Genomic DNA, 16778 nt, shown 5'->3' on the forward strand with positions numbered 1-16778 from the left:
TTTTTATCTGTTTTATAAATAATATATTAACATATGGTGTTTAAAAATGCAATAATATTAATAATTATTCCTGTTTATATTAAATTTGGTTCTTAAAATCAAGCTAAGTAAGTGTTTTAAATATTGAGCCTGTACAAAAGCATTCATTTTTGACTCTCCAGAATTCCTAGTATCGAAACCATATGGGATTTCAACTAAATTATTATAATCACCCATAACAAGTATTTCAATTAATATTTTCCATCCTATATCACTTAATTTTTTATCATTTATAATAGACTTTTTTAACATAAATATCCCACTGGTAGGATCAGAAACCTTCCTGAGCTTTTTAAAGAGCAGCTTTCCCATATATCTTGCTGTTCCAGAAACAAGCTTCCTAAACAAATTTAAGCCTCCATCACTCCCACCTTCAATAAATCTGCTTGGAATCACTATATCTGCGCCTTCATTAATTTTGGATAACATAATTGGCATTATTTCTGGCGGATGTTGCAAATCTCCATCCATTACGGCAAACACATCACCTCTTGCCATTTTAAATCCTTCAATTACAGCAGAAGATAGTCCTTTTTTGCCTTCTCTGTGTATCAATTTAACTTTATCATCTTGTTTCGCTAAACTCATTATTATATTCGTAGTTTCATCATTACTATCATCCACAAATATAATTTCATAGTTATTATCTTTAAGTGCATTTTCTATTCTCGTAACTAATTCTTTTATGTTTTGCCTTTCATTGTACACAGGAATTATAATAGATAACAATTTTTTCACCTACTTTTTAGTTGTTATTTATCATACCATAGACATACTATTTATCCATATTTTTCATTTTAATATTTTAGAAAATAAAATATTACAAATTATTACATTTGAAGGTTAAACCATATCCTAATCTCAACACCTAAGTTAACTCTATATCATATTAATATTTGTGTCAATATATTGTTGGTTGTTAATCCCACTAAACTTTGTTAAAATGGAACTAAAATTTATAAAATACTTCAAGGAGGCTTTAATTTGAATTTTAGATTAGAAAAAGATTTACTTGGAGAAGATGAAATTCCAGAAAGTGCATATTACGGCATAAATGCCAAACGTGCTGAAGCAAATTTTAATATAAATGATAAAAAGGTTAATATAAACTTAATTTATGCTATTGTAACCATAAAAAAGGCTGCCGCAATAGCACATAAAAAATTGAAGGAACTGCCTAATAAAAAGGCTGATGCTATAATAAAAGCTTGCGACGAAATACTTGAAGGAAATTTAGAAAATGAATTCATAACAAATTTTCTTCAAGGTGGTGCTGGAACCTCCACAAACATGAATGTCAATGAGGTTATTGCAAATAGAGCTATAGAACTACTTGGTGGAGAAAAAGGAGATTACTCCATAGTAAGACCTATTGAAGATGTAAATATGTCTCAATCAACAAATGATGTATATCCTACTGCGCTTAGAATTGCATCAATAAAACTCCTAAGACCTCTTGCAGATGCTCTTTCAAAGCTTCAAGAATCACTCCAAATTAAGGAGGATAAGTTTTCTGATATAATAACTCTTGGAAGAACTGAGCTTATGGATGCCCTCCCTATGATGGTAGGTCAGCAGTTTGGTGCATATGCAAAAGCTATTTCAAGGGATAGATGGAGAATATATAAGGTTGAAGAAAGGCTAAGAGAAATAAATCTTGGCGGAACTGCTATGGGCACAGGACTTAATGCTTCGGAAAAGTATATATTTACTGTAACCGATGTTATTCAAGACTTAACTGGCCTTGGTCTTTCACGAAGTGATTACATGATGGATGTTACTCAAAACATGGATGTATTCGTTGAAGTTTCTGGCCTTTTAAAATCAGCTGCCGTTAATCTAATGAAAATTTCAAATGATTTAAGGCTTCTTGCCAGTGGTCCTAATGGCGGATTTGGAGAATATAAACTTCAAGAAGTGCAAGCCGGCTCATCAATTATGCCTGGAAAAGTAAATCCAGTTATATGTGAAATGACAGCTCAGGTTTCAATGAGAGTTATAGCAAACGATACAGCCATAACCTTAGCAGCTTCTCAGGGACAGCTTCAGCTTAACGCATTTTCCCCACTTATTTGTGAAAGTCTTCTTGAATCTCTTGAACTACTTACAAATGCAGTTAGAATATTTGAGGATAAATGCATTAGCTCCATTAATGTTAATGAAGAAAAGTGCAAAAAAAACTTGGAAAGCTCAACTTCTGTAGTTACAGCTTTAGTACATCATATTGGCTATAAAAAAGCTTCAGAAATTGCTCAAAAGTCAATAAAAGAAAATAAAACCATTAAAGAAATTCTTATTTCAGAAAACATATTACCAAGAGAAATTATAGAGGAAATATTAAATCCTTATGAAATAACAAAGCCTGGAATACCAGGCGTTAAAAATTAATTAGAGGTGATAAAATGAGTGAACTTAATTCCACACCTAAGGGTGACAGATTACATATAGCCTTATTTGGAAAAACCAATGCAGGTAAATCAAGTATAATTAACGCAATAACTTCCCAAAATATAGCTTTAGTTTCAGAGGTTAAGGGAACAACTACAGATCCAGTATACAAAGCAATGGAGCTTTTGCCTATTGGTCCTGTGATGCTAATAGATACTGCTGGTCTTGATGATGAAAGTAATCTAGGTGAACTTAGAAAAGCAAAAACTCTAGAGGTCTTAAATAAAACTGATATTGCATTGATGATAATAGATGGTACAAAAGGACTAACGGATTATGATAAGGATATGCTATCAAAAATCAAATCAAAAAACATACCAATAATAGGTGTCCTAAATAAAATAGATAAATTAGATAAAACTAAAATTAATATTCCTCTATATGAAAAAGAAACTGGAATTTCATTTGTTTCTGTTTCTTCTTTCACCGGCGAAGGTATAAAAGAGCTTAAGAGTGCTATAATAAAACTAGTACCAGAAAATGAAGATAAATTTAAAATTGTTGGAGATTTGATTTCCCCTTCTGACTTTGTAATACTTGTAACTCCTATAGATAAAGCAGCACCAAAAGGCAGGCTTATACTTCCTCAGCAGCAGACCATAAGGGATATTCTTGAAAGCGATGCAATGGCAATTGTAACTAAGGAATTTGAACTTAGAGAAACCTTAGCTGGCCTTTCCAAAAAACCAAAAATGGTTATAACAGATTCACAGGTGTTTTTAAAGGTATCTGCAGATACACCAAAGGATATTTTGATGACCTCCTTCTCTATACTAATGGCAAGACATAAAGGTGATTTAACAGAACTTGTAAAAGGTGCAAAAGCAATTGAAAATTTAAAGAATGGAGATAAAATTCTCATTTCAGAGGCCTGCACTCATCACCGACAGTCAGACGATATAGGTAAGGTTAAAATTCCAAGATGGCTTAGACAAAAAACAGGCAAAAAACTTGAATTTGATTTTTCAAGTGGCTTTTCCTTTCCTGAAAACATAAAGGATTATGCACTTATTGTACATTGTGCAGGATGTATGCTTAATAGAAAAGCAATGATGTTTAGAATTAACGAAGCCAGAGCCCAAAATGTACCTATAGTAAATTACGGTGTTTTAATTGCTTATGTTCAAGGAATTCTTCCAAGGGCATTAAAACCCTTTCCTGGTGCAAATATGATATTTAATGAAGAATAGGATTTTACTTATCACTTTATACTTTTATCCAAAAATATGTTAAAATGATATAGCACAATTTTATTAGAGATAACTTTCAAGGAGGATTATAAATTGATAAAAATCGGTGAATATAACGAACTCAAAGTTGCAAGAAAAAGTGATTTTGGCCTTTTTTTAGATGCTGAAACTAGAAATACAAGTGACGATGTACTTTTACCAATAAAAGATGTTAAAGATAAAGAAGTAAACATAGGCGATACCTTAAAGGTGTTTATTTATAGGGATTCCAAGGATAGACTAATAGCCACTTTAAGAGAACCTTATGCAAAAGTATCAGATATTGCCTATTTAAAGGTAATATCAAACACAAAAATAGGTGCTTTCCTTGATATCGGTCTTGAAAGAGACTTATTTGTTCCAATAAAAGAGCAAAATTACATATTAGAGCCAAATAAGTTTTACCTTTTTTACGTTTATGTAGACAAAACTGGAAGGCTGGCCGCAACAACAAATATTAGTAATTATCTCGAACCTGCTGATGATAATATGCTTAATAAAGACGTCACTGGTATCGTATATGGCTTTCAAACAAATGGAAGTGCCATGGTTGCTGTAGAAAACAAGTTTGATGGTGTTATATTAAAAAATGAATACTACAATAGACTTTACCCCGGCGAAAAGCTTACTCTTAGAGTAAAAAAATTATTTGAAGACGGAAGACTTTCTCTAACTCCTAGAAAATCTCCTAAAAATGAAAGACTTGAATTAGAAGATAAAATATGTGAATACTTAAAGGCTCACGGCGGCTCTATGCCTTATAATGATAAGAGTTCACCAGAAGACATAAAGAGAACCTTTCATGAAAGCAAAAATTACTTTAAAAACGCATTAGGCGGCCTCATGAAAAAGGGACTAATAATACAAGATGAAAAAGGAACAAAGTTAAAGTAGTCACACTATGTTATAATCTCTCATAAATTATAAGTGGTTATATTTTTAGGAGGTTAACTTAATAATGTATATATCAAATGACTACGGATATTGCCCATATATGAAAAATCTTATGAGAGAAGATTCTGATGTAGATTTACAAGAAGAACCTGAAATAGAAGCAACTTCAGAGGCTAGAGCTCCCTTATGCCAACAATTTGCAAGTATCCTTGGCGGTAAGGTTGTTGAATCTATGCCTACCCACTGTATGGTAGAAGTAAAAAGAAAAAATTTAAAAGCTAGTATATCTGGTAAACCTATTGAAACATTTCTTGGTGCTGAAATTTCATACCAAAGTGTGGATTCCTCTGGAAGAGCTTTAAATTTAGCTGAAACGGTTGTCCTTCAAGAAGAGCTTAACAGATTTTTAACTATTCTTAGGAGGAATGGAATAGATATTTCTGCAGTTCATACCCATTGGATATATGATAATCCTAGATTAATGTATGTTCATTTTCAGTCAATTGAAAACCCATTAAATTTTGCGAGAAAAGTATCAGAAGCTCTTAAAGTACTTAGATAAAAAATAAGCTATAAAACTATTTTAAATTAGTTTTATAGCTTATTTTTCATTATAATTATGAGTTAAGAATACCAAGTGATTGCTTACTTAAATCTCCGGCCTGCACAAATATAGCATCTGTAGCTTCCTGTAACATAGATAATCTTACATCTTCCATTTTGCCAGAAGTCTATAATATTTTTATCATATTTTATAACTAAAACTTAATTATTTTACTTGTATTTTTTTCAGTAACCACATTATTACAATTTTAATATTATATTAATGTAGTGAATTTATATACAAGGGGGAAATAAACCATGGGAAACTCAAAGAATTCAAAATTGTCTATGGATAATTTCATGAATTCCTTGTCGTGTCAATCTGATATACCTTTTCCAGAAATAAAGGTTGAAAAACCTAATATAGCTTATGCAAATTTATTACATGAGCCCTACGCCTCTAGCATAACCAGTGAGCTTCAAGCTATAACTCAATATATATATCATCATGAAACTATAGAAAATGAGCGTGTATCAAAAACTTTAATGTGTATAGCTATTGTAGAAATGAGGCATCTAGATACACTTTCAAGTTTAATAAATAAATTAGGCGGAAATCCAGTTTTTTGCGACAGCATGGGAAATTGGTTTATGGCAGGTAAATTAGCATATTTTTATAATGATGCACTCGATAAAGACAATAACTTGTTATGTAAAAAAATAGAGTCAGATATATCGGGGGAAAAAGAAGCAATAAGGGGTTACAAGAATTTATTACTTCAAATAGATGATAAGTATATAAAAAAGGTACTAGAAAAGATCATATCCGACGAGGAAGTTCATATCCATATACTAAACGGTATTTTAAAGGATTACTGTAATACATGTAAGTAATTTTGTGGTACAATAAGTGAAAGATTTGCTAAAGATAAACCACTTTGAAACTTGAAATTTATTTGTGCCAAAATGCCATCTTCTGGACATTATGGTGCACATGAATTTCAATAGTTGAAGCGATTTATCTATAACACAACTTCTTTCACTTAATTAAAAGGATAAACCACCTTGAAATTTATTTGTACCTAAAAGCCATCTTCTGGGCATTATGGTGCATATGAATTTTAATAGTTGAAGCGGTTTATCTATAGGAGATGATGTAATGGATAAACTTTTATTTGGAATTTCTGGTATTCCAATAGGAAATGGAGACACCAAATTTACATATAAAACCGGCATAGACTATTTAAGCAGCATTGGCCTTGATGCTATGGAACTCCCTTTCGTAAGGAGCGTAAATATAACTTCAAAAAATAAGGATGATGTTCTTAAATCCAAGGATAAAAATAACCTTTATCTTTCTGCTCACGGATCATACTTCATAAATTTAAATGCAGATGATTTAGAAAAGCAAGAAGCTTCTATAGGAAGAATAATAAAAGGAGCAGAGGCTTTAAAAAGTGTTCATGGAAAAAGCCTTGTATTCCACCCTGGTTTTTATTTAAAGGATTCTAAGGAAGAGACCTTTAGTACAATCAAGGATAACCTTTTAAAGCTTCCTTCTATAGGCATAGATTACAGGCTGGAAACTACGGGAAAGGGTTCTCAATTTGGTTCTTTAAAAGAAAATGTGGAACTGTGTAAAGCTGTTCCAACCTGCAAACTTTGTATTGATTTTTCTCACATTCATGCTAGAGAAAATGGAGGGTTAAAATCACAAGAGGATTTTGATAAAATTTTGAACTTTGTTGGGGAAGAACTTGGAGAAAATGCTTTATATGACTTGCATATTCATATGTCCGGTATAAATTATGGACCAAAAGGAGAAAAAAATCACCTTCCATTTTTAGAAAGTGATTTTCCCTTTAAAGAATGTATAAAATCTTTTATAAAGTTTAAAGTTAAAGGCTGCGTAATATGTGAAAGTCCTATGCTTGAAAAGGACGCTTTACTTCTAAAAAAAATATATAATAGTTAAACTACTTCTCTATCATTTCCTTTTCTAAAGCCTTTAGTGTCAGACACATATCTGCCAATTTTATTTATTTTAAGTGTAATGCACTTTCTACAGTGGCCTGGAGTATCATTTACACAAATCTTACCTGGATAAAGTGCATACAGTTTTCTATATTCACCTTCTGTTACATTAGGCATAACAACATTAGCGCCAGCCATTAAAGCTTTAGATCTTCCTTCTGGTTCTAAAGATTCCATAGCAGTTGTTGCAGGTATGTTTATATCAACCATTAAGAGACGCATTATTGCTGTAACCTTTAAACTTAAATGGAAGTCTCCTGTTTTTTCTTTTCCAAGTGGAGTATCTTCATTTGGTATAAATGGACCAACCCCAAGCATATCTGCATTTATTTCCTTAAAAAATAAAATGTCGTCTGCTAAAGATTCCATTGTTTGATTTGGAAGACCAACTAAGCATCCTGATCCCACTTCATAGCCAAGCTTTCCAAGATTATAAAGGCATTCCTTTCTATTTTCATGGCTCATGCCTGGATCTAAATCTTCATAAAGCTTTTTATCAGTGGTTTCTATTCTTATAAGATATCTATCTGCACCTGCTTCTTTATAAGCCTTATACTCTTCATAGGTTTTTTCACCTAAGCTCAAGGTTATTGCAATATCAAACTTCTTTATTTCTCTAACTATATACTTTAATTTATCAACAGTGTAGTAATCATCTTCACCAGATTGTAAGACTACTGTTTGATACCCATAGCTTTTTGCTTTTTTAGCAAGTTCTATTATTTCATCTTCCTTTAATCTATATCTTTTTAAATTCTTGTTATCACGTCTAAGTCCACAATACATACAATTCCTCTTGCATATATTGGAAAATTCAATAAGTCCTCTAAGATGTACTTCATCACCAAGGTATTTTTTTCTAACTCTATCTGCTGCTCTATAAAGCTCATCTCTATTTTCATCATCCTTTAAAAGAATAACTATTTCTTCCTTAGTAAGCTCATGAGTGTTCTCAGCTTTTTTTATTATCTCTAATATGTTATTCATCTTATCTCCTTTGCTATGGCTCCACAACCTGAATAGAAGGATTTGTTAAAACTTTGCTTATAGTCCTTATAATAAATTTCTCATCAATATCAAAATCCAAATCATAATAAACATCTATTGAACTACCATACATAATGTAGTGAACACATAGCTGCATAGCAAGTTGAATAGACCTTTCAAGCTGTAGTGCCCGTTTAAGTTTTATGCTTTTCTCCAAAGATTTTATTTTTAAATTTGTAAAATATCCTTTAAGTTCTTTTGCTTTATCTATGGTATTATCAATTATTTCAATACTTTTAGCTATATTCTCCTTTGAAGTACCCATGTTTATGCTGTAAAGCTTTATTCCACCTTCATTTTTTATTTTACTATATATCTCGTATGCAAGTCCATACTTTGTCCTTATTTCATCATAAATAAAACTACTCGTTCCTTCTCCAAAAATATTGTTAAATATCCTTAATGCCTTTATTTCCTTATTGCTTAAATTATGAACTGGAAATATATATTGAATTCTAGCTCCTTCTATATCTCTTTTACTGTAAAATAGTCCACTCTTATTGCTTTCGTATTCATACTCACGATCTACTTTTCCGCTTTTTTTAAAAGCAAGCATATATTTTTCTATTATTTCCATTATAGTTTCCTCCGATAATGAAGAAACTACACTTATAACACAATTTGATGGAACATAATATTTATTATAAAATTCCTTTATATCATCTAAAGTAAATTTTTTTATGTTAGTATGTTTTCCTATGATACATTCTTTTATTCTTACACTTCCAAATGCATTCTTAAAAAGTTCATCTTCACAAAACTGCTCTTTATCATCTTTCCATTCTTTAAGTTCTTCGCAAATTATATTTTTTTCTTCCTCAAATCCTTCCTCTGGAAAGCTAGGATTAATAATTATATCACTATACAACTCAAACCCTGCTTCAAAATCCTTAGAAAGTGTTGTACCATAATAAACAACATAAGGAAAATTTGTCATAGCGTTATTAAAGCCAAAAATCTCATCACATAAACTATTTATTTCTTTTTCAGTTCTATTCTTTGTTCCCTTAAATATGCAGTGTTCTACAGCATGTGCTATTCCATACTTACCTTCTTCCTTTTCTTCTGAAGCACCTGCTTTAAAACCTATGCAAAATGAAGTTATTTCTCCTATCTTCTGCTCATATATTACTTTTACTCCATTAATAAGTATATTTTCTTTCATCAATAAATCTCTCCACATCTTGAAAAAAGTTAGTATAAAGCCTTCAGTTAAATATGCTTTAACATGAAGGCTTTATTCATTCCTATATTTACTTTTTTAATTTATGTTCAACAAAATTTACTAGCATACCTTCCTTTAGCTTTTCTACAACTTCAGCACCCTTTAATTTTTCTACAAGCTCTAAGGCAAAATAAATTGCTGTAGCAGGTCCTCTACTCGTTATAACATTACCATCCCTTACTGCAATCTCCTCTAGGTAATTGCATTTTCCAAGTTCATTTTCGTATCCAGGATATGAAGTAACTTTTTTGCCTTCTGTTACCTCCGCCCTTCCCAAAACAATTGGTCCAGCACAAATGGCAGAAACAACTTTCCCTTCGTTATTAAATTTTTTCACTATACCTACTACTTTGCTATTATTTCTTAAATTTTCAGCACCAGGCATACCTCCCGGGATAACTACCACATCATATTCATCTTCATTTATAGAATCCATTGTTTTATCTGCAAGAACTTTTATACCATGCGCTCCTATGACGCTTTCACCATTTAAAGAACAAGTATCACATACAATTTCTGCTCTTCTAAGAACATCAACAGTAGTAAGTGCTTCTATTTCCTCAAAACCTTCTGCTAAAAACAACAAAACTTTATTCATTTTACCCTCTTGCCCTCCTAAAAAATTATTTTAATTTTATTCAATCTTCATTGATAAAAGAGCATCAACCATTAAGCTTTTTCCTTTGCCGCCTCTATTTTGTTCTTTTATATTGTCGAATAATATTTCTTTTTCTTCGCCAAGCTTAGACTTAATGCTCATTTTAGTAAATTCTTTTTTAAGCATAAAACCACATTTCACAAAATCATCTTCACTTAAACTTATCCCTGTAACTCCAGATGCAATTCTACCCATAGGATTTACAGAATTATTTTGAAATCTTATACACATTGATTTTTCCGTAACCAAAACAATATCATCTTCAATTTCAGTTCCAAATTCCACATTTATAAGTTCATCATTTTCATTTCTAAATTTATAACACAAAGTTGAAAGATAATCTCCATCAAACTCACCTAAGGAAGTCTTTTTTACAAAGCCATTTTTACTAAAGAAATAAATATATTTGTCATCATCAAATTTTTCTACTGAAATAGTTCCAACTACCTTAAAATCTTCTCCAAAATCATTACAAATAGTTGACACACTTATGCCTTCTTTAGGAATATTTTCAATCATAAATGCTGGAACCTTGATAGCTGTTCCTTTGTTTGTGAAGATTAAAATTTTTTCTGTCGTTGATGTAATTATAGCTGATTTGTTATTTTTTATCAAATTTGTTTTTATAATTCCCTTTGAACTTATTTTCACCTCAAATTGTCTACTTTCATAGTTCTCTATAAAGTTTATATTTGTAATTCTATCTTCAGAACTTAAATTAAACATAGTATAAGACATTACATTCCTATCTGCCTCTTCAATTGAAGGTTCTTTTAGTTTAAAATTGAGTCCAAGTTCTGTTGTTATTTCAAGATACTTTTCCTTCCTTTCACCACTGCAAGTTATAACTTTTACAACATTTTCATCTTTTCTAAGTTTTAGAGCCATTATCTTGGAATAACTGGTTAAAAACTTACCTATCCCAGTCTTTTTAATGCCACCTCTATCTGTGAAAATAATAAAATACTTGCCTTCCTCCATATCCTTCATAGAAAATACTTCTACTATTTTTTCTTTATTTAGATCCAAACCCTTTATTATGCTATCCAGCTTTTCACCTTTTTCTTTCCATTTACACTCTGGAATACCGTCTCCTTTTATTTTATACATATTTCCGGCATCAGTAAAAAACAAAAGATTGTGTATGGTATTGGATTCAAATAAGAATTTATTGAAATCTCCCTCTCTATATTCAATATCGTTAACATCTGTACTGGATCTTGAATAAGACTTTTGGGATACTCTTTTTATGTAGCCTTCATTGGACATGGTCACTATAGTATCTTCTACTACTGTAAATTCCTCTACATCTATTTTTGCCACATCATCATTTTCAATTATCTCAGTTTTTCTTGCTTCGCCATATTTATCTTTTATATCTAAAAGCTCTTTTTTTATTACCTTTAAAAGCTCTTTTTCATTTTTAAGTATATTATTAAGTTTTTTTATAATTTTTTCAAGTTCTTTATATTCTTTTTCAAAGGTTTTTATTTCAAGCCCTGTAAGTCTATAAAGCATTAATTCTACAATAGCCTCAGCTTGAGCCTCCGTAAAACCATATTCCTTAACTAGATTTTCTTCAGAATCCTTTTTAGATTTTGAAGCCCTTATAGTTTTTATAATGTCATCCATAATTCCTATAGCCTTTATAAAACCTTCTACTATGTGAAATCTTTTTTTAGCAATTTCAAGTTCCTTTTTAGTTCTTCTCGTCACAACATCCTTCCTATGATTTACATAGTGAACTAAAATAGTCTTTAGGTTCATAGTCTCTGGCTTACCATCCGCTATTGCAACCATATTAAAAATCACATTACATTGAAGTTCAGTTTTCTTAAAAAGATATTTTAATATTTTATCAGCAGTTTTTTCATCAGCAGCTTTTTTTAATTCTATTACTCCTCTTATACCATTTCTGTCAGACTCATCGCGTATATCTGTTATACTTTCAAGAACTTTAGAATGCTTTTTATCTGCTGTCATTTCCGAAATGGTTTGAAGTATCTTAGCCTTATTTCTCTTATAAGGAAATTCTGTTATGACTATAGCAAATCTTCCACTTTCAAGCTTTTCAATTTTTGTTTTTGCTCTTAAGGTAACTCTTCCCTCTCCAGTTTCATAGGCAGTTCTAAGTGAATTCTTACCTATGAGTATCCCCCCTGTTGGAAGGTCTGGCCCTTTTATGTAATTCATAAGTTCTTTTATGGTTATATCATTATTATCGATATATTGAAGAGCAGCATCTATAGTTTCATTTAAGTTATGAGGTGGTATATTAGTTGAAAGTCCAACAGCTATACCGAAAGTACCATTTACAAGCAAATTAGGGTAGCCTCCTGGCAACACTTCAGGTTCAAGTTCAGAGCCTGAATAATTGTCAACCATATTAACTACACCTTTATCTATATCCTTTAACATTTCAAGAGCTATAGGTGTAAGCCTTGCCTCAGTGTAACGCATGGCAGCTGCACTATCACCATCAATACTTCCCCAGTTTCCGTGTCCATCAATAAGCGGATGTCTCGTTGTAAAATTTTGTGCAAGAATAACCATGGCTTCATATACAGAACTATCGCCGTGTGGATGATATTTTCCTAGTATATCTCCAACTATTCTTGCAGATTTATAATAAGGCTTATCAGGAAAAGCTTTAAGCATATAAGCTCCATATAAAATTCTTCTATGAACTGGCTTTAACCCATCTCTTACATCAGGAAGTGCTCTTTCTTTTGCCACTTCTACTGCATATGGTAAATAGTTTTCTGGCATAGCCTCTTCTATTGGAATTCTAACTATATTATTATCCTTTGGTATATTTATTTTTTTTGACATATTTTCATTCCTTCCAGATATAGAGTACCTTTTCAACTATTAATTTATAAATGTCTCATAATGCCTTAAATATATTATTTTGAAACATATATAAATTAAGTTTTAGTACGATAACTCTTTAATTAAAATTCAGCGTACTTATACATATAGTTTTTTCTTGGCTCAACCACGTCACCCATTAAAAGTGAAACCATTTTTTCAGCTTTTGCGGCATCCTCTATAGTGACTTGCTGAAGTGTCCTTGTTTCTGGATTTAGTGTAGTTTCCCAAAGCTGGTCTGGATTCATTTCTCCAAGTCCCTTATATCTTTGTATGAGACTTCCCTTTCCAACTTCCTTTTTTGCCTCGGCAAGATCATCATCACTATAAGCATATTTAACAATCTCCTTACCCTTTGCATTTTTGTACACTTTGTATAGAGGCGGAAGTGCTATATAAAGGTGATTATTTGATATTATATGCCTCATATATCTATATATATACGTCATCCATAAAGTCCTTATGTGATATCCATCTACGTCGGCATCACTCATTATTATTATCTTATGGTATCTTAGATCTTCTTCTTTATAATTTTCAAGTACTCCTGTGCCTATAGCTGCATTAAATATTTTTAGTTCTTCGCTTCCAAGCACATTTTCAAGCTTCTGCTTTTCTGTATTCATTATTTTCCCTTTTGAAGGCATTACGCTTTGGAACCTTCTATCTCTTGCCTGCTTTGCACTACCTCCTGCTGAATCCCCTTCCACAATTATAAATTCGCACAATTCCGGATCCTTTATAGTACAAACGGCAATTTTTCCAGCAAGAGGTGCTGCCCCTTTACCTATTTTTTTCTTTTCAGCATCATTTATCTTCTTTATTCTATCTCTTCTCGCTGCTGCATCTACTGCGTTTTTCATAATCATAGACGCTAAATCCTTGTTATCCTCTATCCACTCACAAAGTTTAGTATAAGAAAGGTCATTCATCATAGTGTACGCTTCACTATTTCCAAGTTTTGTTTTAGTTTGTCCCTCAAAAATAGGATTTGTAAGCTTTATTTTTATTATTGCTGTCATTCCTTCTCTTATATCATCGCCTTCAAATTCCTTGTCTTTCTCCTTTAAAATTCCTAATTTCTTTGCCCATTCTTTAAAAGCTCTTGTCATTCCGGCTTTAAATCCAGATTCATGAGTACCTGCCTCCGTAGTTGGTATGTTATTTACATAGCTTGCAATATACTCCGTAGTTGAATCTGTAAACTGTATGCATACTTCTGCATAGAGCTTTAATCCTGCAATTTCTCTTTCTCCTTCAAATAAAATCGGTTCCTTGTGAATAGGTGTTTTACTCTCATTTAAATATTCTATAAAATCTAAAAGTCCATTTTCTGAATGATACTCTTTTCTTATTTCTTCTTCTTTTCTTTTATCTATAAAAACTAAGGTTATACCTTTATTTTGAAATGCGAGCTCCTTAAGTCTTTCATCAATAGTTTCAAATTTGAAATCTATAGTACTAAAAATCTCTTTGTCTGGTTTAAAGGTTACCTTTGTTCCAGTTTCATTGGTATTTCCAACTTTTTCGAGCTTTGTAACAGGAGTTCCTGGCATTTTTCTCTTTAAAGCCTTGTCATAAGCATATTCAAATCTTTGCTTATACACAGCTCCACCTTGTCTTACTTCAACCTCTACCCACTCAGATAGTGCGTTTACAACTGCTGCTCCAACACCATGAAGTCCTCCCGAAGTTTTATAGTTTTTATTATCAAATTTTCCTCCGGTATGAAGTTCTGTATAAACCATCTCCACACCAGATTTCTTCTTAATGGGATGAATACCTGTAGGTATACCTCTTCCATTATCTATAATAGTAACACTTTTATCTTCATTCAATATTACATAAGCTGTATCCCCAAAACCATTTGTAAGCTCATCTATAGCATTATCTAATATTTCCCATATACAATGATGCAATCCCTTGCTTCCAGTAGAACCTATATACATTCCAGGCCTAACTCTTACAGGTTCAAGTTTTTCAAGAGATGTTAGTGACGTTACATCATAAGTATTTTCATTGTTCATCATGTTCTCCTCCAATATATAAACTGCTTCAACTATCAAAATCAATAATGTAAATAGCAAAAATAAAGTAATGAAATTAATTCCATTACTCTTGTTTATTTTATATGTTTATTATAGAATCGTAAAGAGTTTTTTTATTTTTTATCTGAAAGCATAAATGCGCATCCAATCCTTATAATAGCTCTTATGCTTTCGTCATCTATTTTACTTTTGAGCTTTAACTTTTTTATTTCATCCTTTGAAATCATAAGAGCAATGTTTTCTTTTCTTAAGTTAATATCAAACTTATAATTATCTTCAACATACATTATGCTATCTTTTATTATCTTAAATATAGTCTTTATATTTTCTTTATTATATTCTTCATTTTTTATGGTATTAAATACACTGAAATTAAGTCCAAAATAGTCTTCTTTTATTTCAATATCCTTTTCTTTTGATAAATAAAACATATAGCCTAACCCTATAACCAGCATGACGAGCAGTATATAAAAAAATATAAGAATTACGCTGCTATCCATGTAACTATCTCCCCAAAATATTTATAGTTATATTATATGCAAGTGATACTAAACTTTCCAATAATGTATTCTATAGTTAGATCACTGCGAAACTTAAACTATTTATGTTCCAAAATACCACTTTCAAGGAATTATGGTGTATATATAATTTGTAATTTAGCTGTTTTCAATCTATAACATCTATTTTAGTATTTTAGATAAGATTTCATCTTCATCTATAACTTTCTTTGCCATATCACGATTTTCCTTTACATGAAGATAAGTATATCTTCCTGGTTTTATACTTGGTGCCATATCAATAGCTTTTTTATAATCTTCTTTTTTAAGTTCAAGAGTTTTAGTATAATCAAAAAAGCCAGTCTCTGAAAGCACTTTTTTAATTCTTTGAAACCTATGATTTTGAACCTTTGCCATTATATATGTTGCAATTCCAACTTGTATTCCATGAAGCTGAGGTTTATCTAAAAACTTATCCAAAGCATGTGATATTAAATGCTCAGAACCACTTGCTGGAGAGCTGTTTCCTGCAATTTCCATGGCTATTCCGTTCATAGTTAATGAATCCACAAGTTCTTTCAAGAATAAATCTTCCTTTATACCTTTAAATTCAGTTCTTACAAAGCTATTTACGGATTTTTTTGATATCATAACTGCAAAATCATCTACATAGGTTTTGCCATTATCTTCTTCAAATTTCCAGTCATAAAGAGCTGTTATGTTGGAAACTAAATCACCTATTCCAGAGTATATAAACTTTTCTGGTGCTCCTTTCAAAACATCTATATCAACTATTATTCCATAAGGTGTTTTTGCTGGAAAAGAAGTTCTTTTACCCTTTAAAGTAAGAGAAGCTACTGTACTTGAAAAACCATCATTTGATGTGGATGTAGGAACACTTATAAAAGGCATCTTTTTTAAAAAGCTCATATATTTAACTGCATCTATAGCCTTTCCTCCTCCTACAGCTATAAGCGCGTCAACTTCTTTTGGTATTTCAAAAGCCTTAACACCAATTTCCTCAAAGTCTATATTTTTAACTTCTCCCATATTCTCAAGCTTTATACCAGCTTCACTTATAGAATTTTCAATTTCACTTCCAAATAGCTCATATATTCCATCCCCATAATAAATAGCTACATTTTCAAACTCACCTTTTTTTATTATGCTTCCTATATTTTTTAAATTTCCTTTTCCAACTTCAAGTATAGATGGTATTGAAATTCTATGATCTGATTTTTTCAA

At 31.2% G+C, this 16778-nt stretch carries 14 protein-coding genes; 6 read left to right on the forward strand and 8 right to left on the reverse strand.

Annotation, left to right across the window (positions count from 1 at the left end; genetic code table 11):
* Positions 1 to 57: 57 nt before the first annotated feature.
* The gene (locus ACJDT4_RS06370; protein WP_406786706.1) at positions 58 to 768 is read right to left on the reverse strand and encodes a polyprenol monophosphomannose synthase; all 711 of its coding nucleotides are present in this window, start codon (positions 766 to 768) and stop codon (positions 58 to 60) included.
* Positions 769 to 1023: 255 nt separating this feature from the next.
* Between ACJDT4_RS06370 and ACJDT4_RS06375 the strand changes: the two genes are divergently transcribed.
* From ACJDT4_RS06375 to ACJDT4_RS06400, 6 genes are all read left to right on the forward strand, one after another.
* Positions 1024 to 2427, forward strand: coding sequence for an aspartate ammonia-lyase (locus ACJDT4_RS06375; protein ID WP_406786707.1), 1404 nt, complete (start codon positions 1024 to 1026; stop codon positions 2425 to 2427).
* 14 nt (positions 2428 to 2441) lie between these two features.
* Complete coding sequence (hydF, locus tag ACJDT4_RS06380; RefSeq protein WP_406786708.1) at positions 2442 to 3677, forward strand: [FeFe] hydrogenase H-cluster maturation GTPase HydF; 1236 nt, start codon at positions 2442 to 2444, stop codon at positions 3675 to 3677.
* A gap of 93 nt (positions 3678 to 3770) precedes the next feature.
* Positions 3771 to 4610: a CvfB family protein gene (locus ACJDT4_RS06385; protein WP_406786709.1), complete on the forward strand. Its 840-nt coding sequence runs from the start codon at positions 3771 to 3773 to the stop codon at positions 4608 to 4610.
* Between the two features lie 64 nt (positions 4611 to 4674).
* On the forward strand, positions 4675 to 5172 hold the full coding sequence (locus ACJDT4_RS06390) for a DUF1259 domain-containing protein (protein ID WP_406786710.1): 498 nt from the start codon (positions 4675 to 4677) through the stop codon (positions 5170 to 5172).
* A 299-nt stretch (positions 5173 to 5471) separates the two neighbouring features.
* On the forward strand, positions 5472 to 6047 hold the full coding sequence (locus ACJDT4_RS06395; RefSeq protein WP_406786711.1) for a ferritin-like domain-containing protein: 576 nt from the start codon (positions 5472 to 5474) through the stop codon (positions 6045 to 6047).
* A gap of 265 nt (positions 6048 to 6312) precedes the next feature.
* The gene (locus tag ACJDT4_RS06400) at positions 6313 to 7128 is read left to right on the forward strand and encodes a TIM barrel protein (protein WP_406786712.1); all 816 of its coding nucleotides are present in this window, start codon (positions 6313 to 6315) and stop codon (positions 7126 to 7128) included.
* Here ACJDT4_RS06400 and hydE read toward each other — a convergent pair.
* From hydE to ACJDT4_RS06435, 7 genes are all read right to left on the reverse strand, one after another.
* Positions 7125 to 8174: a [FeFe] hydrogenase H-cluster radical SAM maturase HydE gene (gene hydE / locus ACJDT4_RS06405; RefSeq protein WP_406786713.1), complete on the reverse strand. Its 1050-nt coding sequence runs from the start codon at positions 8172 to 8174 to the stop codon at positions 7125 to 7127. The two genes, ACJDT4_RS06400 and hydE, sit on opposite strands and share 4 nt — an antisense overlap.
* Before the next feature lie 13 nt (positions 8175 to 8187).
* On the reverse strand, positions 8188 to 9399 hold the full coding sequence (locus ACJDT4_RS06410; protein ID WP_406786714.1) for a M16 family metallopeptidase: 1212 nt from the start codon (positions 9397 to 9399) through the stop codon (positions 8188 to 8190).
* 88 nt (positions 9400 to 9487) lie between these two features.
* A complete protein-coding gene (locus ACJDT4_RS06415; RefSeq protein WP_406786715.1) occupies positions 9488 to 10057 on the reverse strand; it encodes a DJ-1 family glyoxalase III in 570 nt (189 codons plus the stop codon).
* A gap of 36 nt (positions 10058 to 10093) precedes the next feature.
* On the reverse strand, positions 10094 to 12949 hold the full coding sequence (locus tag ACJDT4_RS06420) for a DNA topoisomerase IV subunit A (RefSeq protein WP_406786716.1): 2856 nt from the start codon (positions 12947 to 12949) through the stop codon (positions 10094 to 10096).
* 122 nt (positions 12950 to 13071) lie between these two features.
* Complete coding sequence (locus ACJDT4_RS06425; RefSeq protein WP_406786717.1) at positions 13072 to 15015, reverse strand: DNA gyrase/topoisomerase IV subunit B; 1944 nt, start codon at positions 15013 to 15015, stop codon at positions 13072 to 13074.
* Positions 15016 to 15149: 134 nt separating this feature from the next.
* Positions 15150 to 15536: a hypothetical protein gene (locus ACJDT4_RS06430; RefSeq protein ID WP_406786718.1), complete on the reverse strand. Its 387-nt coding sequence runs from the start codon at positions 15534 to 15536 to the stop codon at positions 15150 to 15152.
* A gap of 180 nt (positions 15537 to 15716) precedes the next feature.
* Positions 15717 to 16778 (reverse strand): iron-containing alcohol dehydrogenase family protein, encoded by a 1062-nt coding sequence (locus ACJDT4_RS06435; RefSeq protein ID WP_406786719.1) that lies wholly within the window; start codon positions 16776 to 16778, stop codon positions 15717 to 15719.

It is taken from the genome of Clostridium neuense, assembly GCF_045310695.1.
GTDB lineage: Bacteria > Bacillota > Clostridia > Clostridiales > Clostridiaceae > Clostridium_S > Clostridium_S neuense.